At 39.7% G+C, this 24763-nt stretch carries 26 protein-coding genes and 1 tRNA gene; 13 read left to right on the top strand and 14 right to left on the bottom strand.

Features of this window, described 5'->3' with window-relative positions:
- Positions 1–79 precede the first annotated feature (79 nt).
- Positions 80–1669: a peptide chain release factor 3 gene (locus AB8M93_RS06965; RefSeq protein WP_373056854.1), complete on the bottom strand. Its 1590-nt coding sequence runs from the start codon at positions 1667–1669 to the stop codon at positions 80–82.
- A 142-nt stretch (positions 1670–1811) separates the two neighbouring features.
- Between AB8M93_RS06965 and AB8M93_RS06960 the strand changes: the two genes are divergently transcribed.
- The 6 genes from AB8M93_RS06960 to AB8M93_RS06935 all read left to right on the top strand — a co-directional run bounded on the left by AB8M93_RS06960 (position 1812) and on the right by AB8M93_RS06935 (position 5374).
- On the top strand, positions 1812–3431 hold the full coding sequence (locus AB8M93_RS06960) for an OmpA family protein (RefSeq protein WP_373056853.1): 1620 nt from the start codon (positions 1812–1814) through the stop codon (positions 3429–3431).
- A gap of 135 nt (positions 3432–3566) precedes the next feature.
- A complete protein-coding gene (gene idi / locus AB8M93_RS06955; RefSeq protein WP_373056947.1) occupies positions 3567–4085 on the top strand; it encodes an isopentenyl-diphosphate Delta-isomerase in 519 nt (172 codons plus the stop codon).
- Positions 4082–4492: a 6-pyruvoyl trahydropterin synthase family protein gene (locus AB8M93_RS06950; protein ID WP_373056852.1), complete on the top strand. Its 411-nt coding sequence runs from the start codon at positions 4082–4084 to the stop codon at positions 4490–4492. Before idi ends, AB8M93_RS06950 begins: the two co-directional genes overlap by 4 nt.
- Before the next feature lies 1 nt (position 4493).
- Positions 4494–4949 (top strand): peroxiredoxin, encoded by a 456-nt coding sequence (locus AB8M93_RS06945; protein WP_373056851.1) that lies wholly within the window; start codon positions 4494–4496, stop codon positions 4947–4949.
- Between the two features lie 77 nt (positions 4950–5026).
- Positions 5027–5293: a hypothetical protein gene (locus tag AB8M93_RS06940; protein WP_373056850.1), complete on the top strand. Its 267-nt coding sequence runs from the start codon at positions 5027–5029 to the stop codon at positions 5291–5293.
- A gap of 7 nt (positions 5294–5300) precedes the next feature.
- A tRNA-Thr gene (locus AB8M93_RS06935) sits at positions 5301–5374 on the top strand.
- A 337-nt stretch (positions 5375–5711) separates the two neighbouring features.
- Here the strand turns inward: AB8M93_RS06935 and mqo are convergent.
- From mqo to AB8M93_RS06900, 7 genes are all read right to left on the bottom strand, one after another.
- A complete protein-coding gene (gene mqo / locus AB8M93_RS06930; protein ID WP_373056849.1) occupies positions 5712–7217 on the bottom strand; it encodes a malate dehydrogenase (quinone) in 1506 nt (501 codons plus the stop codon).
- A gap of 103 nt (positions 7218–7320) precedes the next feature.
- Positions 7321–8070: a DUF4369 domain-containing protein gene (locus tag AB8M93_RS06925; RefSeq protein WP_373056848.1), complete on the bottom strand. Its 750-nt coding sequence runs from the start codon at positions 8068–8070 to the stop codon at positions 7321–7323.
- A 53-nt stretch (positions 8071–8123) separates the two neighbouring features.
- Entirely contained in the window at positions 8124–9389 is a 1266-nt protein-coding gene (locus AB8M93_RS06920) for a DUF819 family protein (RefSeq protein WP_373056847.1), read from the bottom strand.
- A gap of 71 nt (positions 9390–9460) precedes the next feature.
- On the bottom strand, positions 9461–10279 hold the full coding sequence (locus tag AB8M93_RS06915) for an HAD family hydrolase (protein WP_373056846.1): 819 nt from the start codon (positions 10277–10279) through the stop codon (positions 9461–9463).
- Positions 10280–10447, bottom strand: a complete 168-nt coding sequence (locus AB8M93_RS06910) for a type II toxin-antitoxin system antitoxin (RefSeq protein WP_373056845.1) — start codon at positions 10445–10447, stop codon at positions 10280–10282.
- Entirely contained in the window at positions 10447–11409 is a 963-nt protein-coding gene (locus AB8M93_RS06905; protein WP_373056844.1) for an alpha/beta hydrolase, read from the bottom strand. Before AB8M93_RS06905 ends, AB8M93_RS06910 begins: the two co-directional genes overlap by 1 nt.
- 8 nt (positions 11410–11417) lie before the next feature.
- Entirely contained in the window at positions 11418–12278 is an 861-nt protein-coding gene (locus tag AB8M93_RS06900; protein WP_373056843.1) for an SPFH domain-containing protein, read from the bottom strand.
- A 124-nt stretch (positions 12279–12402) separates the two neighbouring features.
- On the opposite strand from AB8M93_RS06900, the gene AB8M93_RS06895 reads away from it, so the two are divergent.
- Positions 12403–13185, top strand: coding sequence for a S1/P1 nuclease (locus tag AB8M93_RS06895; protein ID WP_373056842.1), 783 nt, complete (start codon positions 12403–12405; stop codon positions 13183–13185).
- A 2-nt stretch (positions 13186–13187) separates the two neighbouring features.
- Here the strand turns inward: AB8M93_RS06895 and AB8M93_RS06890 are convergent, their stop codons facing one another.
- Both AB8M93_RS06890 and AB8M93_RS06885 read right to left on the bottom strand, forming a co-directional pair.
- Positions 13188–13769 (bottom strand): alpha-ketoglutarate-dependent dioxygenase AlkB family protein, encoded by a 582-nt coding sequence (locus AB8M93_RS06890; RefSeq protein WP_373056841.1) that lies wholly within the window; start codon positions 13767–13769, stop codon positions 13188–13190.
- A 4-nt stretch (positions 13770–13773) separates the two neighbouring features.
- Positions 13774–14133, bottom strand: coding sequence for a DoxX family protein (locus AB8M93_RS06885; RefSeq protein ID WP_373056840.1), 360 nt, complete (start codon positions 14131–14133; stop codon positions 13774–13776).
- Positions 14134–14413: 280 nt separating this feature from the next.
- Between AB8M93_RS06885 and AB8M93_RS06880 the strand changes: the two genes are divergently transcribed.
- On the top strand, positions 14414–16648 hold the full coding sequence (locus AB8M93_RS06880) for a tetratricopeptide repeat-containing hybrid sensor histidine kinase/response regulator (protein ID WP_373056839.1): 2235 nt from the start codon (positions 14414–14416) through the stop codon (positions 16646–16648).
- Positions 16649–16747: 99 nt separating this feature from the next.
- Here AB8M93_RS06880 and htpG read toward each other — a convergent pair whose 3' ends face one another.
- A complete protein-coding gene (gene htpG / locus AB8M93_RS06875) occupies positions 16748–18634 on the bottom strand; it encodes a molecular chaperone HtpG (protein ID WP_373056838.1) in 1887 nt (628 codons plus the stop codon).
- A gap of 222 nt (positions 18635–18856) precedes the next feature.
- Here htpG and AB8M93_RS06870 point away from each other — a divergent pair, with 222 nt between their 5' ends.
- The 5 genes from AB8M93_RS06870 (at position 18857) to AB8M93_RS06850 (ending at position 23470) form a co-directional block, all read left to right on the top strand.
- On the top strand, positions 18857–19528 hold the full coding sequence (locus AB8M93_RS06870; protein WP_373056837.1) for a TetR family transcriptional regulator C-terminal domain-containing protein: 672 nt from the start codon (positions 18857–18859) through the stop codon (positions 19526–19528).
- 14 nt (positions 19529–19542) lie between these two features.
- On the top strand, positions 19543–20850 hold the full coding sequence (locus tag AB8M93_RS06865; RefSeq protein ID WP_373056836.1) for an ABC1 kinase family protein: 1308 nt from the start codon (positions 19543–19545) through the stop codon (positions 20848–20850).
- 214 nt (positions 20851–21064) lie between these two features.
- On the top strand, positions 21065–21610 hold the full coding sequence (locus AB8M93_RS06860; RefSeq protein WP_373056835.1) for an EF-hand domain-containing protein: 546 nt from the start codon (positions 21065–21067) through the stop codon (positions 21608–21610).
- 183 nt (positions 21611–21793) lie between these two features.
- On the top strand, positions 21794–22318 hold the full coding sequence (locus tag AB8M93_RS06855; protein WP_373056834.1) for an EF-hand domain-containing protein: 525 nt from the start codon (positions 21794–21796) through the stop codon (positions 22316–22318).
- 141 nt (positions 22319–22459) lie between these two features.
- The gene (locus tag AB8M93_RS06850; RefSeq protein ID WP_373056833.1) at positions 22460–23470 is read left to right on the top strand and encodes a 3-oxoacyl-ACP synthase III family protein; all 1011 of its coding nucleotides are present in this window, start codon (positions 22460–22462) and stop codon (positions 23468–23470) included.
- Between the two features lies 1 nt (position 23471).
- Here AB8M93_RS06850 and AB8M93_RS06845 read toward each other — a convergent pair whose 3' ends face one another.
- From AB8M93_RS06845 to AB8M93_RS06835, 3 genes are all read right to left on the bottom strand, one after another.
- Positions 23472–23669, bottom strand: a complete 198-nt coding sequence (locus tag AB8M93_RS06845) for a hypothetical protein (RefSeq protein WP_373056832.1) — start codon at positions 23667–23669, stop codon at positions 23472–23474.
- On the bottom strand, positions 23659–23907 hold the full coding sequence (locus AB8M93_RS06840; RefSeq protein ID WP_373056831.1) for a putative signal transducing protein: 249 nt from the start codon (positions 23905–23907) through the stop codon (positions 23659–23661). The genes AB8M93_RS06845 and AB8M93_RS06840 overlap by 11 nt, the downstream gene beginning before the upstream one ends.
- A gap of 74 nt (positions 23908–23981) precedes the next feature.
- A complete protein-coding gene (locus AB8M93_RS06835) occupies positions 23982–24707 on the bottom strand; it encodes a hypothetical protein (protein WP_373056830.1) in 726 nt (241 codons plus the stop codon).
- Between the last annotated feature and the right edge of the window lie 56 nt (positions 24708–24763).

Raw genomic sequence — 24763 nt, 5'->3', positions numbered from 1 at the left:
TTTATAATAGCTTTTTCCCTGTTTATTTCAGAAAGGCAATTGCCCGTAAAAAAATCGCCGGATTTCAGGCAGGTAAAATTTAGAATTCTGAAGTAAAGTGAAATTTAATATCAGGATATTTTTGTTGAGTCATTTGTAAAGAGAACTGGGAATCGGCTAAAAATACGAGTTGTCCCTGTTTGTCTTTTGCCAGAAATTTGGATTTTACCCTTTTAAAATCTTTAAATTCCTCACTTTTAGCATCTTTTGGTTCCACCCATGTAGCTTTGAAAACGTTGAGGTTTTCATAAGTACATTTTGCACCGTATTCATGTTCCAGCCGGTATTGTATTACTTCAAACTGCAGGGCTCCCACGGTTCCAATTACTTTACGGCCATTCAACTCCAAAGTAAAAAGCTGGGCGACTCCTTCATCCATCAGCTGGTCTATTCCTTTTTCAAGTTGTTTAGATTTCATGGGATCGGCATTATTGATGTAGCGGAAGTATTCCGGAGAGAAACTTGGAATCCCGCGGTACATTAGGTTTTCACCTTCAGTTAAAGTATCACCAATTTTAAAATTTCCGGTGTCATGCAGCCCTACAATATCCCCTGGATAGGAAACATCAACAATTTCTTTTTTTTCAGCAAAGAAGGCATTTGGGCTGGAAAATTTGAGGTTTTTATTATGCCTTACATGCAGGTAAGATTTATTTCTTTCAAACTTACCGGAGACAATTTTTACAAATGCGAGACGGTCTCTATGCTTAGGATCCATATTGGCATGAATTTTAAACACAAATCCGGTGAAATTATCTTCCTCGGGTTTCACCACTCGCTCGTCACTTTCCTTTGGCCGTGGTGTGGGAGCAATGCTAATAAAGCAGTCCAGTAACTCGCGGACTCCAAAATTGTTTAATGCAGAACCAAAGAAAACCGGCTGCAAATTCCCTGCAAGGTAAGCTTCCTTGTCAAAGGGTGGATAAACGCCCTGCGCCAGTTCCAGTTCCTCCCTTAAAGTATCGGCAGCTTTATTACCAATAAGATCATCCAGTTCTTTAGAAGCGAGATCAGAAATTTCCACGGTTTCCTCAATGTCTTTTCTTGGATCGCCGGTAAAGAGGTTTACATTTTGTTCCCAAATATTATAGATCCCTTTAAAATCATAACCCATTCCTATAGGAAAACTTAAAGGGGTAACGGTAAGGTTTAGTTTTTGCTCAATCTCGTCAAGCAATTCAAAGGCATCTTTTCCCTCCCGGTCCAGCTTGTTGATGAAAACAATCATGGGAATATTGCGCATACGGCAAACTTCAACAAGTTTTTCAGTTTGCTCCTCAACCCCTTTGGCAACATCAATCACCACAATAACACTATCTACGGCGGTTAAGGTGCGAAAGGTATCTTCAGCAAAATCCTTGTGCCCGGGAGTATCCAGGATGTTGATCTTTATATCTTTGTATTCAAATGCAAGTACCGAGGTGGCTACAGAAATTCCCCTTTGGCGCTCAATTTCCATAAAGTCACTGGTAGCAGCTTTTTTGATCTTATTAGATTTCACCGCGCCTGCTTCCTGTATGGCACCTCCAAATAACAATAACTTCTCTGTTAGTGTGGTCTTACCCGCATCTGGGTGGGAAATAATTCCAAAAGTTCTTCTTCTCCTTATTTCTTTCTGAAAGCTCTTCATTCCTCATAATTTGAAGCGCAAAAGTACTATTATTTTCACTAATTTTAAACGCCGCATAGCCCTATTCTTTTCTTTTCATGCTTGCCGTGGTACTGCCTTTATGTTCTCTAAACTTCGTAACTTAAGGGGAAGTTTGGGGTTTATGATTGTTGGGGCAAAAAATAGGCTGCTAATACCGGGCATCATTTTTTGGATGTTGCCCTGTCTTCTTTTTGCCCAATACAAAGAAGAACAAATAGCCCGTGGTTCTTTTCTAGTCAACATGGGGGTAAGGCCCCAAAATTTAAATAATGGCCTTAAGCCTTATGGGCTACTTTACGAGCTTTTGCAAAATGAACCGGTGGAAATTAAGTGGGTAATAAATCCTGAAAAAGAAAAAGACGGGATAGATTTTATTCATGACAGTATTGCCTACCGTGGGGGATGTTTTGTAATACTGGTATCTTACCTGAGCCACCGGGTGCAAATGCGTATTGCTAACTGGCAAAAAAAAGGTGTTGCGGGAAATTATGCGAAGACAAACCTTCGGCTTCCTGTTTTTACCAGCCTTACCATTGCACCAAAATGGACCCTGGATAAACAGAACGGCAATATTGCCTTGGCTTTTTTTAAAGCTGCGGGAATACCGGAAACCGCATACGGAGGGAATAGTAGTTTTTACTGGAAATCCCCTGAGGAACTGGGGGTATGCGATGATATTTTTGTAATGCCACATGCCGAACCTAAGTTTAGTACCCATCAAAACCTGTATTATTGGAACCGGGATTTTAAAGGTGCCATTTGGGCAGGCTGTCATGCCGGGAGTCAGCTGGAAAATCTTGTAGGGCCTGCAAAATCTTCAGAAGGAGAAGAAAAGCAATTAATTCAGCTTAATTTTTTGTCTTCTGGATTTGCGGGAGCGCCAAGTGCCGGGTTAATCCCTTTTTTCGAGCACCGGCATGCTACCCCTCCATACACCCATAAATTACCTGCAGATCCCGTTTCTCAATATATAGGCAGTTGTGACCAGGCGCATTTAAATGGTTCTGAGCGTATTTTTTATCCGAAGAAAATTAATCTCTGGCGGCCTGGTGCCAAAATTATAGTGGTAGATGAATCTGCGCCAGACCATCCAGATCTTACCAAAGGAGAAGCCGCGGTTATGGTTTATGGCCATGCTTTTGATAATTTGAAGAATGGACTGGTAATGTACCAGGCCGGGCACAGTATATATGGAAATTCAGAAGCCAATGTTGCGGCCATGCGTGCCTTTTTTAATTGGAGTTTCTATGCCGCAGAAGTAAAACGCCGGGAGAACCTGATCCTGTTTGACAGTAATGCTGCTGAAGGCGCTATAGTTGCCGCTAAGCTGGGAGATGATCTTGCAAAACTGATGAAATTGAACAATATTCTCTTTGATCTTGATAAAGCCGAAATAAAGCCTGAAGCTAAAAACGAACTGGACCGTATAGCGGCCTTTATGAAAAAATATCCTGAAATTTTACTGGATATTCGCTCGCATACAGATTGCCGGGCAGATGACGATTATAATCTCAAACTTTCAGAAAACCGTGTGGAAGCCACCATGAAATACCTGGCAAACAAGGGTGTGGAGACCAGCAGGATTTCCGGCAGGGGCTATGGCGAAACCGCGGTTTTAAATCGATGTGTAAATCATGTACCCTGTACAGAGCAAGAACATGAAGTTAATCGCCGTTCTGAATTTATTTTAGCCATAGACTGCCGTATCTATGCAGCAAAGCATAAACAAAGCACAAAGTAGGCAGGCCACTCAACTTAATTTGGTAAACCAAATCCCTATTTTGTACATTTGATTTTTTAATCAACATCCCTTAAGGCAGGAGAAACAAAAGCTATGGCATTAAAAACTGCGGGGAAGGAAAACCCACTACTGGAAATGGCACAGGAAAAGGTTATATTAGTTAACGAAGCCGATGAACAAATTGGCCTTATGGAAAAAATTGAGGCCCATGAAAAGGCACTTTTGCACAGGGCTTTTTCAGTATTTGTTTTTAACACTAAAAACGAGCTTATGATCCAGCAGCGGGCGTTAACCAAATATCACTCCCCAGGCCTATGGACCAATACCTGCTGCAGCCATCAGCGGGAAGGGGAAACTAATGTAGAGGCAGGTAAAAGAAGGCTGCAGGAAGAGATGGGTTTTTCTACAGAGTTAAAAGATACTATTTCCTTTATTTATAAAGCGCCATTTGATAACGGGCTTACGGAACATGAATATGATCATATTCTGGTGGGTAAATTTGAAGGAGAACCAAATTTAAATCCAGATGAGGTAGCTGACTGGAAATGGATCCCTCTGGAAGATGTGGAAGAAGACATGAAGCAAAACCCCCATATTTATACTGAGTGGTTCAAAATTATTTTTAATAAATATTATTCCCATATAAAAGCATGAGGTTGACCGTTCACAGAAAAGCACATTTTAATGCGGCCCACCGTCTTTACCGTAAAGATTGGGACAATGCTAAAAATGAGGCGGTTTTTGGCAAGTGCAGCAACCCCAATTATCATGGGCATAATTATGACCTAACCGTATCGGTAACAGGAGAAGTAGACCCTGAGACTGGTTTTGTTATGGATCTTAAGATCCTTAAAGATTTGATTTATGAGAAAGTGGAGCAGCCTTTTGATCATAAAAATTTAAATGTGGAAGTAGAAGACTTTAAAGATCTTAATCCCACGGCCGAAAATATTGCGGTGGTGATCTGGAATAAATTAAGGAAAGAACTTAGAGATAACCTTGAACTCGCAGTTACTCTTTATGAAACTCCCAGGAATTTTGTAACCTATAACGGCGAATAATATGTCACTCAAAATTGGCGACAGCCTGCCAGATATCGAACTAAAGAATCAGCATGGAGAAATCTTTGATTTTTCAACCGTAAAGGGAGTTCAGCCTTTTGTGGTTTATTTTTACCCGAAAGATTTTACTCCCGGATGTACTAAGGAGGCCTGTTCTTTTAGGGATCAATATGAGGATTTTAAGGAACTTGGGGCAGAAGTCATTGGTATAAGCTCAGATACTGAAGATTCACATGCAAAATTCATAGAAAAATATGATCTGCCTTTTGTAATGCTTTCAGACAAAGACAAAAAGGCAAGGGAACTTTTTGGGGTAAAGCCTAATCTCCTGGGAATGGTGCCTGGCCGGGAGACTTTTGTTTTTGATATGCAGGGAATCCTGAAATACAGGTTTAACAGCATGAATGCCAACAGGCATATCCCTGAGGCGCTAACGGCTCTTGAAAAATTAAGGTGAATTTTTTAAAATTTACAGCTACTTCTTCCTTACATATTAAAAAATAGATTAAATTCGCTGCCGGAAAATTGATAATTATGGCGAGTAAAAGAGTTTTAAAACGGGATGTGAATAATGTAATGGGCGATATTATTGATGCCGCTTATCTTCACCAGGCTGCAAATCCCCAGGAAGATCCTGCAAAGTCTGAAGCTATTGTTGATGAAGCAATTGCCACTTTTGACGATTTAATTGAAAAAATCAATAGAAGGGATGTGGAGAACCAGAAACAACATTTTAAAGAAGTAAATAAAGAATTTGAAACCAAAGCAGAAGCTTTAGTTGAAAAAGTAAACGCTTTGTAATTTTTTTGCCGATGTAGCTCAGCTGGCTAGAGCAGCTGATTTGTAATCAGCAGGTCGTGGGTTCGAGTCCCTCTATCGGCTCTTGTTTAAAACCTCTCATTTTTGGGAGGTTTTTTTATGGAATTTAAAAAGGGACGAGAAGTTTATCCTGAGCGAAGGCAATTTTATTGCCAAAGTCGAAGGGAGTCCCTCTATCGGCTCTTGTTTAAGACCTCCCATTTTTGGGAGGTTTTTTTTGAAATTAAAAAGGGACGAGAAGTTTATCCTGAGCGAAGGCAATTTTTATTGCCAAAGTCGAAGGGAAATTTTGACGTTGTTCAAAAACTTATTCAGGAATAATAGTATTTTAAAGCTATGATAAAAAGACTTCCTGGTTTTTAAAACCTGGGAGGTTTGCTAATTGCAAATTATAAAGGATTTAATGCAATACCTCCAGTTTTAATTTCTCTGAAGAATTTGCCTGCACCTTCTTAAATTCCTCCAGGTGATCCTGAATGTTTTTGTTCCACATGGGGATCATTTCCGTAAGTTTCTTTTTCCAGGATTCAGATTTTATTTTTTCCGGAAAGGCAATTTTTAAGACATCTAACATGATGGGAACGGCTACAGAAGCTCCCGGAGATGCTCCCAGTAAGGCAGTTATAGTTCCATCCTGGCTATGTACCACATCTGTTCCAAATTCAAGGATTCCGCCTTCTTCCTTATCTCTTTTAATAATTTGAACCCTTTGGCCGGCAATACGTAATTCCCAGTCTTCAGATCTTGCTTCTTTTACAAATATTCTAAGGTCTTCCATGCGCTCTTCATGGCCCATGGTAACCTGTTTAATCAGGTATTTTGTAAGCGGTAAATTATGCCAGAACACTCCCCACATAGATGGGATATTGTCCAGCCTTATGGATTTTGGAAGATCCATTTTGGAACCTTCTTTAAGAAATTTTGTGCTGAAACCTGCAAACGGCCCAAACAGTAATTCTTTTTTGCCATTTATATAGCGGGTATCCAGGTGAGGTGTGGACATTGGCGGAGCATCTGGACCTGCCTTGCTGTAAACCTTAGCACTGTGCTCTTTAATAATCTCAGGATTTTTGCAGAACAACCATTGTCCGCTAACAGGAAATCCGCCGTAACCTTCTTTTTCCTTAATTTCCACCTTTTGTAAAAGCGGTAAAGCCCCGCCGCCGGCTCCTATAAATACATGCTCTGCGTCGTAATATTTTTTTTCTCCCGATTGCAGATCTTTAGTTTCCACTGTCCATTCCAGCTTCTCATCGGGATCTACGTCTAAAACCTCATGATTTCGCAGTACGGGTACGTTAAACTGTGTCTCCAGAATTTTGAAATAATACTCGGTAAGTTTACCAAAATTTACTTCTGTTCCAATTTCCATGCGGGTAGCAGCAAGTTTTTCATCTTCACTGCGATCTTTCATAATTAAAGGGAACCATTTGCGCAATGTTGGGAAATCTTCAGAAAATTTCATGGTTTTAAAAAGAGGATGTGCTTTCATGGCTTCAAATCTCTTTTTAAGGAATTCCACATCATCTTCACCACGCACCCAGCTATGATGTGGCACCGACCTTAGAAAATTTTCAGGGTCCTGAATGAGGTCTTTTTCCACCAGGTAAGCCCAAAATTGTTTGGTAGTTTCAAATTGTTCAAAAATTTTTATCGCTTTAGAGATGTCTATGCTTCCGTCTTCACGTTCCGGAGTATAATTAAGTTCGCATAAAGCCGAATGTCCTGTGCCCGCGTTGTTCCAGGCTTCCGTGCTTTCTTCGGCTACCTTCTCAAGCCTTTCAAAAATAATGATCTTACTTTCCGGGTCTATCAGTTTCAGCAACAGGGAGAGAGTAGCACTCATAATCCCGCCGCCTATACAAATAAGATCATAATCTTTTTGAGTGGTGATATTGGAAGTCATAGCATGTCTTTTTCCAAATTTAGGGAAATGACCTGCCAATTGGTTTAAAGAAATATTAAAAGCTTGTACTGGAAAGGATTAAAATTGCCGTAAAGGGAGAAGATCAGGTGTTTTCTTCGGCATATTCTTCCTGAACTTCCTCCTGTAGTTTTTCTTCTTTTCTTCTTTCTTTCAGGAAGCGCTTGAGATCTTCGCCGTATTTTGATTTTTTCACCTTTTTATCAAGGGAATTGTAAATGGTGTCCAGGTACTTGATGTTTGCATCAAATACTTCTGAAAGAGCCAGGTAAGGAGCGAGTTCCAGATCTTTATTGTTAATGGCAAAATTTACGGTATAAAGATATTTTCTCCTGAGCAATTTATCGTATTGCTGGTCTATTTCCATAAGCTTTTCTTCGTCCTGCGCCTGCTGCGCTTCAAAATTGGCTTTTATAAGATCAAGGTTACTGTCGTTGAAGCGCTTCATCATCTTGCGATATTCCATCAATTTTTCCTGATTTTTGGAACCGACAATTTTTGCAGCGGTTTCAAATTTTTCCAGACTTGTGGTAATAGTTACCTGCCCTTCATCAGCAAAAAAATCAAGCCGGTCATCAAATTTGGAATTATCTATTTTTTCAAGATATAGATACATCATCTGGGGACTATCGATATACGCTTCCAGCACAAATTGCGGATCACCGTCAATTACCACGGAATCCACACTTACCAGCGCAGTATCTTCAATCTTTTGAAGGTAAACTGTTCCCTTTTTTAAACCTTTAATGTTGCCATTGACCACCAGATTGCTTTCCTTTTTTGAACAAGCAGAAAGACTAATCACAAATAGTAAAAGAAGGCCAAGATTTTTCATTCTGATCAATATCATTTTTGGAGCGCAAATATCTTATATTTTTTTATTTTAATCTAACCTGCGGAAGCCATTTGCATTAAAATTGTGCACAATATTGCGCCATAAGTTCCCACTACATATCCAAATACCGCAAGAAGTACACCAACTGTAGCCAGGGAAGGGTGGAAGGCTGCGGCTACCACCGGTGCCGACGCGGCGCCGCCGACATTTGCTTGGCTGCCCACCGCCAGGAAAAAATATGGAGCCTTGATTAATTTCGCAGTAATAAGCAACACTATTACATGAATGAGTATCCACACCAGTCCAATTGCAATAAGCCCGGGATTATCCAGTACGCTTCCAAGATCCATTTTCATTCCAATGGTGGCTACCAGGATGTAAATAAAGATACTTCCCAGTTTGCTTGCTCCGGCACCTTCATAAGACCTGAATCTGGTAAAGGAGAGAAAAATACCTATTGCTGTGGCGATGGAAATCATCCAGAAAAAATCTGAAGAAAATGAGGAAAGCGCGCTCTTAGTATCTGTAAAAACTTCAAAGTTAGCTGAAAGAAAGGCTGAAATACCATCGGCTCCCCAATGGGCAATACCTACCGCACCAAAGGCTAGAGAGAGTAAAATCATTAAATCTGCCAGGGAAGGATTGCGGCTAACGCTTGCCGCATAATGGGAAACGCGTGATTTAAGTTCTTCTATTGCAGAGTTATCGGCTTTAAGCCAACGGTCTATTTGCTCGTTTTTGCCAATTCCCATGAGAACAATGGCCATCCAGAGATTGGCAACAATAATATCCACGAGCACCATTCCCCCATAAAGCTCGGGGTTGTATTCATAAATTTCCAGCATAGCGGCCTGGTTTGCGCCACCCCCAATCCAGCTTCCGGCAATCGTGGAGAGTCCGCGCCAGATGGCATCAGGCCCTACTCCGCCCACGGTTTCAGGAGAAATGGCAGAGATAATTAAGATGGCCACAGGGCCGCCCAGGATAATACCCAAAGTCCCGGCAAAGAACATCACTAAAGCTTTTGGGCCAAGGTTATAAATAGCCTTTAGATCTATACTTAGAGTCATTAATACCAGTGCTGCCGGCAAAAGGTAACGGCTAGCTACAAAGTAAAGATTAGAAGTGGAATCATCTATAAGGCCCAGGGAATTAAAAATCGCCGGAATGAGGTAGCACATGAGCAGGGCGGGGACTACGCTATAAAACTTTTTCCAGAAACTCGATTTCAATGAGGAAGTATAAAAAACAGCTCCCAGGGAGATCATCAATATCCCAAAAACAACAGCGTCATTGGTGAAAACAGGTAAATCTTCCATAGAAAGAATAAAATAATGTTATTGCGGCGGCAAAATACAATTTTTTAAAGGCTTTTTAGGGAAAAACAGCGTTATGAATTTTCCATATTAAAAAGTTCATTTAGACTTCTTGCCACCCCATCCTCAATCCCGGCATGAGTCACTTTATTGGCTACCTCCAATACTTCGTCGCGTGCATTGGCCACTGCTATTCCCATACCCACGCCTTTAATCATTTCAACATCATTATAGTTGTCTCCAAAGGCCACGCAATCCTTGGTTTCGCAGTTATAATGTTCCCGTAGCAATAGCTCAATTGCACTGAATTTGGAAATGCTACTGTTGGCTATTTCCAAATAAGTTCGTTTAGAGCGGTACAAGTGCAGTTGTTTTGGAAAATTTTCCCTAAGAAAATCTCTTATCTCATCAATTATCTCTTCAGCGCCCATGGCCATTATTTTGTGGGCGCCCTTTTTTTCCTGTTTCCATTTTTCAATTACTTCAGCATTGGATTTTACTTCAGGAGCAACTTTTGTATTTTCCTCTTCCCGTTTTGCCCATTTATCGATCTGGGGAACATACCATTCATCTTCATGATAAAGGCTGAGGTGACAATTAAATTTACTGTTGAATTCATGCAGTTTTTCTACAGTTTCTATGGGAATAGTGGTGGAGCTGATGCTTTTTTCCCCCACCATCACCAGCCCGCCATTGTAAGCAATAATAGGATAGTGTTTTATGTTGAGGTCATCCTGCAGGTGACGCATGGCTTTCGGCATTCTTGCCGAAATAAGTACGAAAGGAATTTTATTGCTAATTTTTTGTATGGTCTCAATGGTGTGGATGGAAAGTACCCGCTTGGAATTAAGCAGTGTACCGTCTATATCTGAAAATATTATTTTGTAAGGCATCTATTCTTCGGTTTTAGTTTTTGGTTCTCTGTTGGCTTCTTTTAAACTTTTGTTCAGCATCCATTCAATCTGGCCATTGGTGCTCCTGAATTCATCAGCAGCCCACTTTTCAATGGCCTTCAGCATCTCCTCATTTACCCTTAGCGCGAATGCTTTCTTTTTGCTCATTATTTTTGTTCTAATGATTTTATAAAAGCAGTTATGGCAGGAATAAAGTTTGGGTGAAGCGGCCGTTGCGGCTCATTATAAGTTTTAGTATTGGCGAGCCTGTCTTCTTCCTCAACTTTTCTGAACACGTGGTTCATATCCTGCAGCAGTACCAATTTGGCATCAGGCTTAGCTTCTTTAAGGATTTCGGCTTCTTTTGTTTCCACCTGTATATCTGAAGTTCCCTGGATGATGAGTACAGGTATGTTCAGTTTTGCGATTTCTTCTGCCGGGTTATAATTAATCCACGATGCAAGATAAGGCTGTACGCCTGGACGAAAAACCGATGCCAGCATTGGGTTGTAATTAGAAGTGCTGCCGGTTGCTATAATTTCATCCAGGGATTCGCGGGTATTTTCCTGCAGGCCGGGAGCCTGTTTACCTATTTGTTCAACAATAACACTGTCTATGTTCCTGCCTGCACCGGCAATGGAGATAAAGGCATCTGCTTTATCTTTGGCTGCCAGCATTCCTATTAAAGAGCCTTCGCTGTGGCCGGCCACCACAATATTATTAAACGCGCCATTTTCTTTAAAATAGTTAATTATTGCTTCTGTATCTTCCACAAAATCGTCAAAACGCAAATCTTCTTCTTTAATATTAAATTCGCTCATTTTAAAAATCCGCTTATCGAAGCGGTAGGTGGCAATACCATTTCCAGCTAATTCGTGAGCTGTTTTTTTAAAAGCATCATTTCTCATCATTGGTTGATTGCTATTGCGGTCTGTAGGGCCGGAGCCGGCAATTAAAATTACCAGCGAAGAAGCTTCGCCTTCTGCCGGTAAAGTAAGTGTGCCGTCTATCATTGGATTGACGGCTATTTCCTGTTCTTTAAATGGCTCCTGTGCGAGGCTCGTTTGAGCGCAAATCATCAGGATCAAAATTCCTATTTTCTTTAGCATATTGTCCTTTCTTTTAGTCATATCTCAAATTAATGATTTAAAGTGCCGGCATTTACCACGGGGGTGGCATCCCTGTCCCCACATAAAATCACCATTAAATTACTTACCATGGCCGTACGCCGCTCATCGTCCAGTTCAACAATCTGTTTCCTGCTTAGCTCTGAGAGCGCCATTTCTACCATACTTACGGCACCTTCCACTATTTTATGCCTGGCGGCAACAATGGCGGTGGCCTGTTGTCTTTTTAACATGGCGCTGGCAATTTCGTTGGCATAGGCAAGGTAGCCAATCCTGGCTTCCAGGACTTCTATCCCGGCAATATCCAGCCTTTCTTCAAGCTCTTTTTCCAGGGCATCGCTAACTTCATTTACACTGGAGCGAAGGGTAATATCTTCATCCAGCCCTTCATCGGCAAAATTATCGTATGGATATAAACTGGCCAGCTTCCTCACCGCTGCATCTGTTTGGACCACTACAAAATTTTCAAAATTATCGACATCAAAGGAGGCTTTAAAGGTGTCTCTTACCCTCCAAACCAATATGGTGCTAATCATCACGGGGTTGCCCAGCTTATCGTTCACCTTCAGCCGTTCACTGTCAAAGTTCCTCGCCCGTAAAGAAATTTTCTTCTTGGTGTAAAGGGGATTCACCCAAAAAAGTCCGTTTTTCTTAACTGTGCCTTTGTAGTCCCCAAAGAGAAGAAGTACCCGGGATTCGTTAGGGTTTACAAGGATAAGGCCCGGGAGAATTATTATGGAAATGAGAAACGCTAAGCCAAACCATATTCTGGGCATTACAATAAACCCGATAATACTTCCGAAGAAAAGAATTACGAACAAAAATAACATGAGATACCCGTTGGAGGGATTTAAATCTTTTTCCTGAGTCATGACTGGAGATGTTAGTTGATATTATGATGATATTATAAATATATTAAATTAAAACATGAGCCTGGAAATTTTAACACTAAAAATCTCATGCTTCTATTATCTTTGCGACAAATCGAAAAAACAGATGAAACATTATTTTTTATTCTTATTCTCTATAGTATTGATGAACACTTCCTTTGCTAATACGGCGGACTGGGGAAAGACTGGACACAGGGCTACTGCGGAAATAGCAGAATCTTATCTTACTAAAAAAGCCAGACGTAATATTGAAGAATTGCTGAACGGAAGAAGCCTTGCATTCGTGGCCAACTATGCAGATGATATTAAAAGTGATCCTGAATTCCGGAAGTACAGCCCCTGGCATTATGTAAACATAGATCCTGAAGATGAAAAATATGTTCCTGAAAAGGCAAACCCTAAAGGTGACCTGGTACAGGCGATTAGAAAATGTATTTCGGTATTAAAGGATAACAGTGCTCCCAGGGAAGAAAAGCAGTTCTACCTGAAAATGCTGGTGCATTTTATGGGAGATTTACACCAGCCTTTTCATGCAGGAAGAAGTGCAGACAAGGGTGGAAACGATATACAGGTGAGATGGTTTGGGGAAGGCTCTAATATTCACCGGGTATGGGACAGTGATATGATAGATTCTTTCCAGATGAGTTATTCTGAACTTGCTGAGAATACCAAAGATCTGTCAAAAGAGAAGATGGACAAAATACGATCTGGCAGCCTTCTGGACTGGGTTTATGAATCCAGGGATTTGGCAGATGAACTTTATGCCTCTGTGGACAATGGTGAAAAACTGGGCTACGAATATATGTATGAACGTTTCCCAATGGTGTTGGAGCAACTTCAAAAAGGAGGCTTAAGGCTGGCAAAAGTCCTTAACGATATTTACGGATAATCTTACTCAATCTTTCTGAAGGTAAGATTAACCCTGGGGCCAATGTCCATTTTTGTTTTTGGAAGCTGGTGTTTCCAGAAATGCTGAGTACTTCCTTTCATAATTAATAAGCTGCCATTTTCAAGCTTTAGTTTGAACCTGGCAGTTTTTGTTTTATGCTTTAGATGAAAAACCCTTTCGGCGCCAAAACTTACTGATGCAATTTCAGGATTCTTGCCTAATTCCTTTTCATCATCGGCATGCCAGCCCATGCTGTCGTTGCCGTTACGATATAAATTTAGAAGGCAGGTGGTAAACTGCACTTCAGAAACTTCTTCCACAGCATTTTTAACTTTCAGTAAAACTTCCGGAAAAGGTTTGGGTTGCAAAGTAAGGCCAGAATAGGTGTAGGATTTGGCATTATCGGCAAAAAGTGCGGTAAGCCTTGGTTGCAGCATTTCTTTTCCAAAAATTTTAATGCTGTCCTGTCTCCAGAAGGTATTGGTAAGAATTTCATCCGCATAATCATTCGCATCTTTTTCAGAAAAAAAATGAGGAAAATAAAGAATTTCTGCATCTGGTAGTTCCGACTTTTCGAATTTCATAATTTCAAAATTTAAGATAGTACCACGCCCACCATATAAGTGCAAATTGCAGCGGAATTCGTAAAATGAGGAGCCATTTTGGAATACCCGCACCTGCTTTTTCAGAGGAAAGCATGTAAAAATGTACCATCATGAAAACCATTAACATTAAAATAAGCAAATAAATCGCTATGTTTTTGGTATACTCAAAGCATAGGAAAATTCCCAGCAATATTTCAACTATTCCACTAACATACACCAGCAACCGATGTGCAGGAAGGTAAGGGGGCATAATTCGCATATACATTTTAGGTTTAAAAAAATGATTTGCCCCTGCGAGAATAAATAGAACTGCCATAAGATAAAGGTGCCATGGATACTGCATTGCGAAGATGAGGTTTTAAAAACTATATAAAAATGAACCCTGTTTTTAAAAAGCCAGGACTGGTGCAGGGAAAAAACAAAGCTCCGGTGCCAGTTCTAAAAATACTGGGATCTGAACATTGTAGTAGTTTGTTTTCTATTAACTGCTTAATACGAAAAAAATACTTAAATCTTTGGGAATATAAGCCTTTAAGGCCTTATAATTACAAATTGCTTGTGTAGTTTTCTTAAATGAACTAAATTTCGCGTCCCATAGAATAATGACTTAACCTCTTAACCATTTGAAGAAAAGATATTTATCGTTTTTATTGTTATTCTTCACTTTCACCTGGATAAGTGGTTTAGCACAAAAAGATCCCTGTGCAGATGTGTACCTGGATTCGCTCTACCACATTTCTCTGGGATCTATAGATAAATACGATTATAAAGATGCCATTATCCAGGCCAGGGACCTTATAAATGAGGCAAAGTTAAGGGATAACAACGGTTATATTTTTCATGCTTATAATTTGCTTGGCGCAAGCTATTCTGATCTTAAGGACACGGTAAGGGCACGCGAAAGCTATGAGGAGGCCCTGGATTATGCGGTAAAATCCCACAATGATACGCTTGTGCTCTGGGCAAATAATAATCTTGGAAATATTTATTCTGAAGATAAAAAGACCAAGCAAACAGGGATAGATTATTATAACAAAGCCATAGCACTAGCCAAAAAGCTGCATATTAAAAGTGAAATCCTGTACCCAACCGTTAATATCGCCTGGACATATCTTGATAATGAGGCTTCTCTAAGAGCCTGGCCATACCTGGAGAAAGCCTGGAGATTGGTGGAAGAGACCGGGAAAGAAGATAAGTACCTGCTTTCACAGCTTAATTATTTAACCGGCCGTTATTATGCAGACCAGAATGAACTGGAAGCGGCCGGCAGTTACTTTAATAAGGCCATCACTTATGCTGAAGATAAAAATTATCTTATTGAAGCATCCCTGGCCTATAAGGAGTATGCAAAAGTACTCTCTTCTTTGGAAGATTATAAAAATGCCTATGCCGCCTTAAGTAAATACGAGCAATATAATTCGGAAATCTTTGAGCAGGAACGCCTGAGACAAATTGAAATGGCTAATGCCCAGTTTGATAATAACGAGTTCCAGAATAACTTAAAGCTGGCTGAAAAAGAACAGGAATATCAGGCGCAAATTATTAAGAAGTCCAACGAAAAGATCTTTATCATGTTGGTGTCTTCTGTAATTCTGGTGATTATTCTCTTTAGCCTGAATAAGATCAACCGGGACAGGACAAAGCTTATTCAGGAGCTTAAGCATAAGAACAACCAGCTTAGGGATTCCAAGAATGAGGCAGAAAGGCTATCCAGCTTAAAAACGCAATTCTTCTCTACTGTAAGTCATGAAATAAGAACTCCCTTATATGGGGTAATTGGTCTTACTTCATTACTGCTGGAAGATGAAAGCCTTAAAAAACATGAGAACGACCTTAAATCTCTTAAATTTTCAGCAGATTATCTTCTGGCACTAATAAATGATGTGCTTCAAATGAATAAAATGGAATCCAGGCAACTAAAACTGGAGCATGTTTCTTTTCATCTAGAAGATCTTATGACCGGCATCCTTAATACCTTTGAGTTTTCCAGGATGCAGAACAATAATGAAATTCAGGTAGAGGTAGATGAGGATATTCCACCTTTTCTACTGGGCGATCCTGTAAGGCTGTCCCAGGTGCTCATGAACCTGGTGGGGAATGCGGTAAAATTTACTGAAAGAGGTAATATTTTTATCACGGCGCGTCTAAAAAAAGTTATTGAGGAAAAATACCTGATCTACTTTGAAGTTAAAGATGACGGGATTGGTATTCCCGAGAACAAGCAGCAAAGCATTTTTGAAGAATTTTCTCAGGTAAGCACTACTAATTATAGTTACCAGGGAACAGGATTAGGCCTGCCTATTGTTAAAAAATTACTGGAATTGCATAATTCAGAAATATATCTGAAGAGCGAAGAAGGGAGAGGAAGCACCTTTTATTTTGTAGTATCATTTGAAAAAGATAAGAACAGGCAGGAAAAACCAACGAGGGAAGAAAACCCTGAGCGTATTTTTGAGGATAATGAACACAAGGTTGGTGCTAATAGAATCCTTATTGTTGATGATAACCGCATAAACCAGGTGGTTACCAGTAAGATTCTTAAAAAGAAAAATTTTGACTGTGATGTCGCGGGAAGTGGGGAAGAAGCTCTTGAAAAAATCCAGCTAACTGATTTTGACCTTATTCTAATGGACCTCAATATGCCGGGAATGGGCGGTTTGGAGGCCACCAGGAAAATAAGGGAAAGCAACTCCGCTGTTCCTGTGGTTGCCCTTACTGCTGTGGAAGTTGATGAAATGAGGGAGAAGATCTTTAATGCGGGAATGGACGATATTATTGTAAAACCTTATGATGTGCAGCAATTCTACCAGATTATTTACAGGAATATAACCGGTAGAAAGATGCCTGCCCAACCTTAATTTTTTTCACTAAAGGAAATTCTTAAGTTTTATTTTATAAAAATAGCCGCGTCTTACAAAGGCGCGGCTTTTTACTCCTTTAAAAAGGATTTACAAAATTTATTTAACCATATCAAAACTACGTTTGATGAATGCGGTAAGCTCTTCTCCCTTAAGAAGATTTTGAGAAAGCCTGGCCAGGTCCAGGGATTGCTTGATAAGGCGCTCCTGTTTTTTCTCAGTTTTGGTGTTAAGGATTTCAGAAACCAACGGATGATTGGTATTTACCACCAGGTTGTACATTTCAGGCATATTGCCCATTCCAAACATTCCACCTCCGCCGGTTTGCTGCATCTCTTTCATACGGCGCATAAACTCCGGTTGGGTAATAAGTAGCGGTGCCGCGTCGCTGTCCATCGCTTCAAGTTGTACGGTATATTTTTCCTTCGGAACAACTTTTTCAAAGTCAGCCTTCAGTTTTTCTTTTTCTTCATCAGAAAGCTTGGAAATATTCTCATCATCCTTTTTGATAAGGTTGTTCACGTGATCTGAATCTACCCGCACAAAAGAAAGTTTTTCTTTTGAGGTTTCCAGCTTCTGCAACAAGTGAGAAACAATAGGGGAATCCAGGAGCAATACCTGATAACCTTTGTCTTTGGCGGCCTGTATGTAACTGTGCTGCTCATTTTGGTTGGAAGCATAAAGCACCACCATATTTCCGTCTTTATCGGTCTGGTTTTCCTTAATTTTAGCTTCCAGCTCTTCAAAAGTAAAATACTCACCGTCAACAGTAGGATAAAGGGCGAATTTTTGTGCTTTATCGAAGAATTTTTCTTCGGAAAGCATTCCGTATTCAATAACGATCTTAATGTCGTTCCACTTTTTCTCAAAGTCTTCCCGGTTGCTGTTGAAAAGGCTTTTCAGCTTATCTGCCACTTTACGGGTGATGTAACTGGAAATCTTTTTAACTGAAGAATCTGCCTGAAGGTGAGATCTGGAGACATTCAAAGGAATATCCGGGGAGTCAATCACCCCGCGAAGCATGGTCAAAAATTCAGGAACAATCCCTTCCACACTATCGGTTACAAAAACCTGGTTTTGATAAAGCTGGATTTTATCCCGCTGGATATTCATATCCTGAGTCATCTTTGGGAAATATAGGATTCCGGTAAGATTAAAAGGATAATCCACATTTAAATGAATATGGAATAAAGGCTCTTCAAACTGCATTGGGTAGAGTTCGCGGTAGAACTCTTTATAATCTTTTTCCTCAAGGTCTGTTGGTTGCTTGGTCCAGGCCGGCTCTGGATTATTGATAATATTGTCAACAGTTTTGGTTTCTGGCTTGGCGTCTTCGGCGGCGTCTTCAGGAAGCGGAAGTGTTTCTTCTTTAGTCCCGAATTTAATCGGGATAGGCATAAACTTGTTGTACTTTACCAGTAATTCCTCAATCCTGGTATTTTCCAGAAACTCTTCATCGTCTTCATTAATATGAAGAATAATTTCTGTACCCCTTTCTTGCTTCTCGGCTTCTTCTAAAGTAAATTTTGTGGTTCCTTCACAAACCCAGTGAGCAGCCGGCTCATCTTTATAAGATTTGGTAATGATTTCAACTTTATGGGCTACCATAAAAGCAGAATAGAAACCAAGTCCAAAATGGCCAATTATCCCGCTGTCTTTAGCGGAGTCTTTGTATTTTTCCAGGAATTCTTCTGCGCCAGAGAAAGCAACTTCGTTGATGTATTTTTCAACTTCTTCCCTGGTCATCCCAATTCCCTGGTCGATAACGTGGATTTTTTTTCCTTCCTTATCTACTTTTACTTCAATAACGGGATTGCCATATTCCACAGAAGCCTCTCCAATACTGGTAAGGTGTTTTAGTTTAAGGGTTGCATCTGTCGCGTTGGAAATTAATTCCCTTAGAAAGATCTCGTGATCGCTGTATAAGAACTTCTTTATCAAAGGAAAGATGTTCTCTACAGATACATTAATATTTCCGGTTGCCATATATAATATTTTAAGTGTTATTCAATTGGCTTCATATTGTTCAAAAAAAGTACCATTGAAAATGCGCTGACAAACTGACATAAAATACAGGTGTAATGTTTAAACCTTAACTACGTCTAAATTTTTGAATCGCCTTCAAAATGAAAGTTTTAACAAATTTTTGTTTAATCTTTTTTAAATTCTATTGAACAAAAAATTATCTTTGAAAAAGAAAATTTTGCTATGACAGCTAAAGTAAAAAATACACCTGCTAAAAAACCGCTGGATAAGGACCGCCTAATATCTTTATATATGGATTATATCCTTGAAGAGGAAAAAACTCCCGGCACGGTCTACAAATTTTGTAAGCAGAACAAGATAAAGGAAGAAGAGTTTTACAATTTCTTCGGAAGTTTTGAAGGACTGGAAAAAGGAATCTGGGAACGGTTTTATGAGCATGCCACAAATGTGATAGATAAGAGCCCGGAGTATGCCACCTTTACCAACAGGGAGAAAATGCTCACTTTCTTTTTTACATTTTTTGAGATCCTTACCGCTAACCGAAGTTATGTCCTGTTCACCCTTAATAAAAGCGATATGCCTTTAAAGAACCTCGAGCAACTAACCGGCCTGAGGAGAAAGGTGAAAGGATTTGCAAAACAACTTATACGTGATGCAAATCAAGAGAAAACAATAAATGCTCTTAAGCAATCAGAAACTGTTTTTTCAGAAGCTGCCTGGGTACAACTTATGTTCCTTATGAAGTTTTGGATGGAAGATAATTCTCCGCAATTTGAAAGTACAGATGTGGCCATAGAGAAATCTGTGAACACCATATTTGATGTTTTTGACAATACGCCTTTGGAAAGAGTGTTGGATTTTGGCAAATTTCTCTGGAAAGAAAAGATGTCATAGCACATAGGATAAAGATGAAAACAATAGATAAAATACCTACCGGAAAAATTGGCCGTACTTCAAAAATGGTCCAAACAGGCGTTAAAATAGGTGGGAATTATTTAAAATATTATGGGAAGCGGGCATTAAATCCTGAGATTACTAGGGATGAGCTGGATGAAAGCAATGCCAGTGACATTTATGATGGCTTGAAAAGCCTTAAAGGAAGTGCTTTAAAAGTAGCCCAGATGCTTTCTATGGAAAAAAGCTTGCTGCCCAATGCTTATGTAGAAAAATTCAGCCTGGCGCAGTTTAGCGTTCCGCCTTTGTCTGCACCTCTTGTGCGTAAGACTTTTAAGAAATACCAGGGAGCTTTTCCTGAGGAACTCTATGATACGTTTGCAACCCAGTCTGTTAATGCTGCCAGCATCGGCCAGGTGCATCAGGCGACGAAAGACGGGAAGAAACTTGCTGTGAAAATCCAATACCCAGGGGTTGCAGACAGTATCAGTTCAGACCTTGCAATGGTAAAGCCTATTGCCATAAGGATGTTCAACCTGCAAGGCAAAGATTCAGAAAAGTACTTTAAAGAAGTTGAAGGGAAATTGATGGAAGAGACAGATTATGTGCTGGAAGTAAAACAAAGCAAGTCAATTTCCGAAGCATGTGAGCATATTCCTAATCTGGAATTTCCAGAGTATTATGAAGAATTATCCAGCCAGCGCATTATTACTATGGACTGGATGGAGGGAAAACATCTTAGTGAATTTGCAAAAGAAAATAAGGACCAGGAAAAAGCAAATAAAGTAGGGCAGGCGCTATGGGATTTTTACATGTTCCAGATGCATAATTTAAAAGAAGTGCATGCAGATCCCCATCCCGGTAATTTTTTAATAAGTGAAGAAGGGAAATTAATCGCTATAGATTTTGGCTGCATTAAACAGGTACCGGAAGATTTTTACGTCCCTTATTTTGAACTGGCTGAAAAAGACAATATTAATAACCCAGATTTCTTTAGGAGCAAATTGTATGAATTAGAGATTCTTCGAAAAGACGATTCGCCTCATGAAATAAAGTATTTCTCGGAACTTTTTTTTCAAATGCTTAATTTGTTTACCAGTCCTTTTCATCAGGAAACTTTTGATTTTTCAGATGAAAGTTTTTGGAATTCCATTACAGAATTAAGCGAAAAATATAGCAAAGATACTGAACTACGTAAAATGAACGGAAACAGGGGAAGCAAACACTTTCTCTACATCAACCGCACTTTTTTTGGATTGTACAATCTCCTTCATGATTTAAAAGCAGAGGTAAAAATAAACAGGTATAAAAAGTATCTGTAAAGATTGATTTATTGGTTAGGTTGTTGGAAAAGCGCAATTACTTTTAAGAGTTGCGCTTTTCTTTTAACGTTATTTTATTCTTTTTTCCTCAATTTCTCTGCGATTGTTACGGTAGGTACAAAAGAGGCTTTTAACCTGTTAAACACTTATAAAGTACTATATGCGCGCTCATTTTGTCTTAAATTACCTGGGTATTAACCATTTAAAAATAAATATGATGAAGATGCGAAATTTTAGTGCAATGGGATTATTCCTTTTCTTTTGCGCCATTGCAAGTGCGCAAAACTACAGCACGTATGATAGCAATAGCGATGGGGCTATGGATCGCCAGGAATTTGATAACCAGTATAACAATCAATTTTCGAACTGGGATAGCAATAACGACCAGCAGGTAGATGATAAGGAATTTTATAAAGCCACCTATAGCAGTGTAGATGCAAATGGAGATAACCGCCTTTCTGAAGAAGAATGGAACGATGGCTATGATAATATGTATGGGGATTACTTTGATACTAATCAATATGACCAGTTTGATGCCAATGCAGATGGATATATAGATAATGACGAATATTATAACGGCTTTAGAAATACTGAATTTTATAGTAGCTATGATACGGACAGGAATGGTACGGTAAATCAGCAGGAACTTAACCAGGGTGTCTATAATAGTATGGACAGGGACAGGAGTGGTTCCATAGACGAAAATGAATTTACCTCTGGAGGTTCTTATTATCATGCCACCACTGGTGATATGAGATAAAAAGATAATTTTTAAATTTGATTTGGCCTGCAACAGCGGGCCTTTTTTGTACAGTATTACGGTATAAGATGCTCGTTTAATTTTCTTACCAAAGCTTTAAAATAAGAATTTTCCAACGTTAAATAATTTTAAAGAATATTGCTCTCTTCCCTTTTCATGCTATCTTCTTGAAAAGTAATCACTATGAAATCTAAAATAGTATCTATACTACCACTAATCTTCATAAGCATTGGCTGTGAAAACAATTTCAGCCGGTACGATCATGATAATGATAGCATGTGGAATGGAGACGAATTTAAAAATGCTTACACAGAAAATTTTTCTAACTGGGATGAAGACAATGATGACTTGTTGGATGGCAGGGAATTTTTTGGCAGCACCTTCCGGTATACAGACTTAAATGACGACGGAAAAATAGATGAAGACGAATGGAACCAGGACAATAGAAATCTGTATAGGAATTATGCCGGAGAGGAAGATTTCAATAAATTTGATGCCAATGCAGATGGATCTATTGATGAGGAGGAATGGACAGACGGATTTCTTAATTCCGACTGGTTTGACTCCTATGACATAGACCGGGATGGCTATATGAATCCAGATGAGCTAAATGAAGGGATTTTTGAAGACTGGGATAGTAATGGGGATGGATTTTTAAATGAAGATGAATATGAAGCCGGAGATGCCTATTTTAATGCTGAAGAGTAAACATACGTCTCATATTGTGCTTTGTCACTCCATTATTCTCCTTAAAAAGCGGTTTTCATGCTATTAAACTTTCATATATTGCGCTAGTTATTTATGCTGAAATCCTAGAGCAATAGCAACCCACAGAAATAAAAGAGATCTATGTACCAGTCTAAAATTGCCGGTTTGGGAAGTTATGTCCCTGAGAATGTTGTAACTAATGAAGACCTTTCCAAAATGATGGATACCAATGATGCTTGGATCCAGGAACGCACCGGAATTAAAGAGAGAAGACATATTAAAAGAGGAGATGGAAATTCTACCGCCGTAATGGGAATGAAAGCCGCTAAAATTGCCCTAGAGCGCGCAGGTATATCTAAGGACGATATCGATCTTATTGTATTTGCCACCCTAAGTCCAGATTATTATTTTCCTGGTTGTGGGGTACAGGTGCAGGAGATGCTTGATATTAATACCTGCCCGGCCCTGGATGTAAGAAATCAATGCAGCGGATTTATTTACGGCCTTTCCGTGGCAGATCAGTTTATTAAAACCGGGATGTATAAAAACGTCCTGGTGATAGGAAGTGAAAACCATAGCGGAGGATTGGATATGACTACCCGCGGCCGCTCGGTTTCTGTTATTTTCGGCGATGGTGCAGGAGCGGCAGTGCTTACCAGGAGTGACCATAACAGCGAAGGCATCCTTTCCACCCACCTTCACTCTGAAGGGAAGCATGCGCTGGAACTTTCACTTAGAGGCCCGAGTACCGACCACTGGGTGCCCGAAATTATTGCTGAAAATCCGCAGGGAGATGATATTCCTTATTATCCATATATGAACGGCCAATTTGTATTTAAAAATGCCGTAGTTCGTTTTTCTGAAGTTATTATGGAAGGCCTGAAGGCGAATGGCCTTGGTGTTGAAGATATAGATATGCTGATTCCTCACCAGGCAAATCTGAGAATTTCTCAGTTTATTCAGCAAAAGTTTCAGCTAAGCGATGATCAGGTTTTTAATAATATTCAGAAATATGGAAATACTACTGCGGCATCAATTCCTATAGCTCTAACTGAAGCCTGGGAAAAAGGAAAGATTAAAGAAGGTGATGTGGTTGTACTTGCAGCCTTTGGAAGTGGTTTTACCTGGGGAAGTGCTGTCATCCAGTGGTAATTTAGACGCCTTTAAAATACCGATACAAATCGTAGATGCCAAAAATAATAAATCCTACCGCCAGGATAATTCCAAAGATATCTTTTTCGGTTTCCAGCAGGCGGTAATAAAGCCTGTAACTACCATAACCTATAAAGAGGATTCCCAGCACAAGATGCCAGATGTTCCTGTTCCTTCTTTGGGAATGCTCATCCTTCATTTTTATAGTCTTCAGGAAATGTGTTCCGGGCAATTTCATTGGCTTTGCCAAGATGCTTTTTATCTACAAAAAGCAGAACCTGGCCGGGCATGCCACCACCGAAGCCAGCCCTCAAACCCGAATCAAAATCATTTCTTACACGGGAGGAGATGCCTTCTTCCTCATATAACTCCTGCAGGTATTGCACGTTGGTTTCAGGACCGGTGTAAACATGTTCGTAAGTCTCGTCTGTACTCATTATTTTAGAGGTTTTACATCTAAAATACAAATATCCCAAGGTATGAACAGGACCTTTATACAGAGTTTAACGTTCTAGGCATTATAGTATTTGCTGTTCCAGATCTCTGTACTGAAATTTTTCCCTTTTTTGAATCCATAAAAAATAGCGAGACCTGCTACCCATTTAAACATAAAGAAAAAGATCAATAAAAATTCGGTAGTGCTTGGTTCAGGAGAAAAAAGTCCGTCCGGGACCATAAGGGTGAGAATAAAACTTCCCAAAAGAAGAACAATTATAAAATTTTCAAGGGTTTTAAATGGCCACATAAGAATCCTCCTAAAAGGGCTAAGATCATTACCCCATTTATGCACCAGGTAAAAGTAATCGTTGCCTATAGGTGCCAGCAGCAAAGGATCATCAGCATTTTCAAGTTTAAAAAGTTTGGAAGGAGCCATAATTTTAAAGCCCTTGAGAGTAGTTTGATGCTGTTTTTCGAGCTTCTTTATTTCCATAAGTGCCACGTAAGGAATTTCTCCCTTGAAGTATTTCGTACTAAGGAATCTTAGCCTGTAAAGAACGCAGATTTTTTCAATATCCTTTATATGAAATATACGGCGGGTTTCCAGAAGATCAAGATCAAAAGTATTGCCTTTAGCAATGTTGCCGTCATTAAGGGTTTCGAGGATCTCCTCTTCTTTTCCGGCGTCTGCCTGTAAGATGGCCTGGACCTGTTCCAGGATCTGCTCTTCAGGAATTCTTCTGCTGCGTACTTTTAATAACTGAGATTCGAGGTTTGTGCGAGGGAGGTTCAGCTTCATTTTCTTTTTCTTTAGCATCCAGCACTAAATTAAGTAATAAGTTAGACATTCCAAAC

The sequence above is a fragment of the Autumnicola aciditolerans genome, from assembly GCF_041679265.1.
Lineage (GTDB): Bacteria > Bacteroidota > Bacteroidia > Flavobacteriales > Flavobacteriaceae > Autumnicola.
The sequence above is the reverse complement of the archived record's forward strand: the minus strand, read 5'-3'. Positions and strand labels throughout refer to the sequence as shown.

What these genes read in the sequence shown, in the direction of transcription:
- AB8M93_RS06965 (WP_373056854.1), bottom strand. Translation starts at nt 1,669, where the DNA reads ATGAAGAGCTTTCAGAAAGAAATAAGGAGAAGAAGAACTTTTGGAATT.
- AB8M93_RS06960 (WP_373056853.1), top strand. Translation starts at nt 1,812, where the DNA reads ATGATTGTTGGGGCAAAAAATAGGCTGCTAATACCGGGCATCATTTTT.
- idi (WP_373056947.1), top strand. Translation starts at nt 3,567, where the DNA reads ATGGCACAGGAAAAGGTTATATTAGTTAACGAAGCCGATGAACAAATT.
- AB8M93_RS06950 (WP_373056852.1), top strand. Translation starts at nt 4,082, where the DNA reads ATGAGGTTGACCGTTCACAGAAAAGCACATTTTAATGCGGCCCACCGT.
- AB8M93_RS06945 (WP_373056851.1), top strand. Translation starts at nt 4,494, where the DNA reads ATGTCACTCAAAATTGGCGACAGCCTGCCAGATATCGAACTAAAGAAT.
- AB8M93_RS06940 (WP_373056850.1), top strand. Translation starts at nt 5,027, where the DNA reads ATGGCGAGTAAAAGAGTTTTAAAACGGGATGTGAATAATGTAATGGGC.
- mqo (WP_373056849.1), bottom strand. Translation starts at nt 7,217, where the DNA reads ATGACTTCCAATATCACCACTCAAAAAGATTATGATCTTATTTGTATA.
- AB8M93_RS06925 (WP_373056848.1), bottom strand. Translation starts at nt 8,070, where the DNA reads ATGAAAAATCTTGGCCTTCTTTTACTATTTGTGATTAGTCTTTCTGCT.
- AB8M93_RS06920 (WP_373056847.1), bottom strand. Translation starts at nt 9,389, where the DNA reads ATGGAAGATTTACCTGTTTTCACCAATGACGCTGTTGTTTTTGGGATA.
- AB8M93_RS06915 (WP_373056846.1), bottom strand. Translation starts at nt 10,279, where the DNA reads ATGCCTTACAAAATAATATTTTCAGATATAGACGGTACACTGCTTAAT.
- AB8M93_RS06910 (WP_373056845.1), bottom strand. Translation starts at nt 10,447, where the DNA reads ATGAGCAAAAAGAAAGCATTCGCGCTAAGGGTAAATGAGGAGATGCTG.
- AB8M93_RS06905 (WP_373056844.1), bottom strand. Translation starts at nt 11,409, where the DNA reads ATGACTAAAAGAAAGGACAATATGCTAAAGAAAATAGGAATTTTGATC.
- AB8M93_RS06900 (WP_373056843.1), bottom strand. Translation starts at nt 12,278, where the DNA reads ATGACTCAGGAAAAAGATTTAAATCCCTCCAACGGGTATCTCATGTTA.
- AB8M93_RS06895 (WP_373056842.1), top strand. Translation starts at nt 12,403, where the DNA reads ATGAAACATTATTTTTTATTCTTATTCTCTATAGTATTGATGAACACT.
- AB8M93_RS06890 (WP_373056841.1), bottom strand. Translation starts at nt 13,769, where the DNA reads ATGAAATTCGAAAAGTCGGAACTACCAGATGCAGAAATTCTTTATTTT.
- AB8M93_RS06885 (WP_373056840.1), bottom strand. Translation starts at nt 14,133, where the DNA reads ATGCAGTATCCATGGCACCTTTATCTTATGGCAGTTCTATTTATTCTC.
- htpG (WP_373056838.1), bottom strand. Translation starts at nt 18,634, where the DNA reads ATGGCAACCGGAAATATTAATGTATCTGTAGAGAACATCTTTCCTTTG.
- AB8M93_RS06870 (WP_373056837.1), top strand. Translation starts at nt 18,857, where the DNA reads ATGACAGCTAAAGTAAAAAATACACCTGCTAAAAAACCGCTGGATAAG.
- AB8M93_RS06865 (WP_373056836.1), top strand. Translation starts at nt 19,543, where the DNA reads ATGAAAACAATAGATAAAATACCTACCGGAAAAATTGGCCGTACTTCA.
- AB8M93_RS06860 (WP_373056835.1), top strand. Translation starts at nt 21,065, where the DNA reads ATGATGAAGATGCGAAATTTTAGTGCAATGGGATTATTCCTTTTCTTT.
- AB8M93_RS06855 (WP_373056834.1), top strand. Translation starts at nt 21,794, where the DNA reads ATGAAATCTAAAATAGTATCTATACTACCACTAATCTTCATAAGCATT.
- AB8M93_RS06850 (WP_373056833.1), top strand. Translation starts at nt 22,460, where the DNA reads ATGTACCAGTCTAAAATTGCCGGTTTGGGAAGTTATGTCCCTGAGAAT.
- AB8M93_RS06845 (WP_373056832.1), bottom strand. Translation starts at nt 23,669, where the DNA reads ATGAAGGATGAGCATTCCCAAAGAAGGAACAGGAACATCTGGCATCTT.
- AB8M93_RS06840 (WP_373056831.1), bottom strand. Translation starts at nt 23,907, where the DNA reads ATGAGTACAGACGAGACTTACGAACATGTTTACACCGGTCCTGAAACC.
- AB8M93_RS06835 (WP_373056830.1), bottom strand. Translation starts at nt 24,707, where the DNA reads ATGAAGCTGAACCTCCCTCGCACAAACCTCGAATCTCAGTTATTAAAA.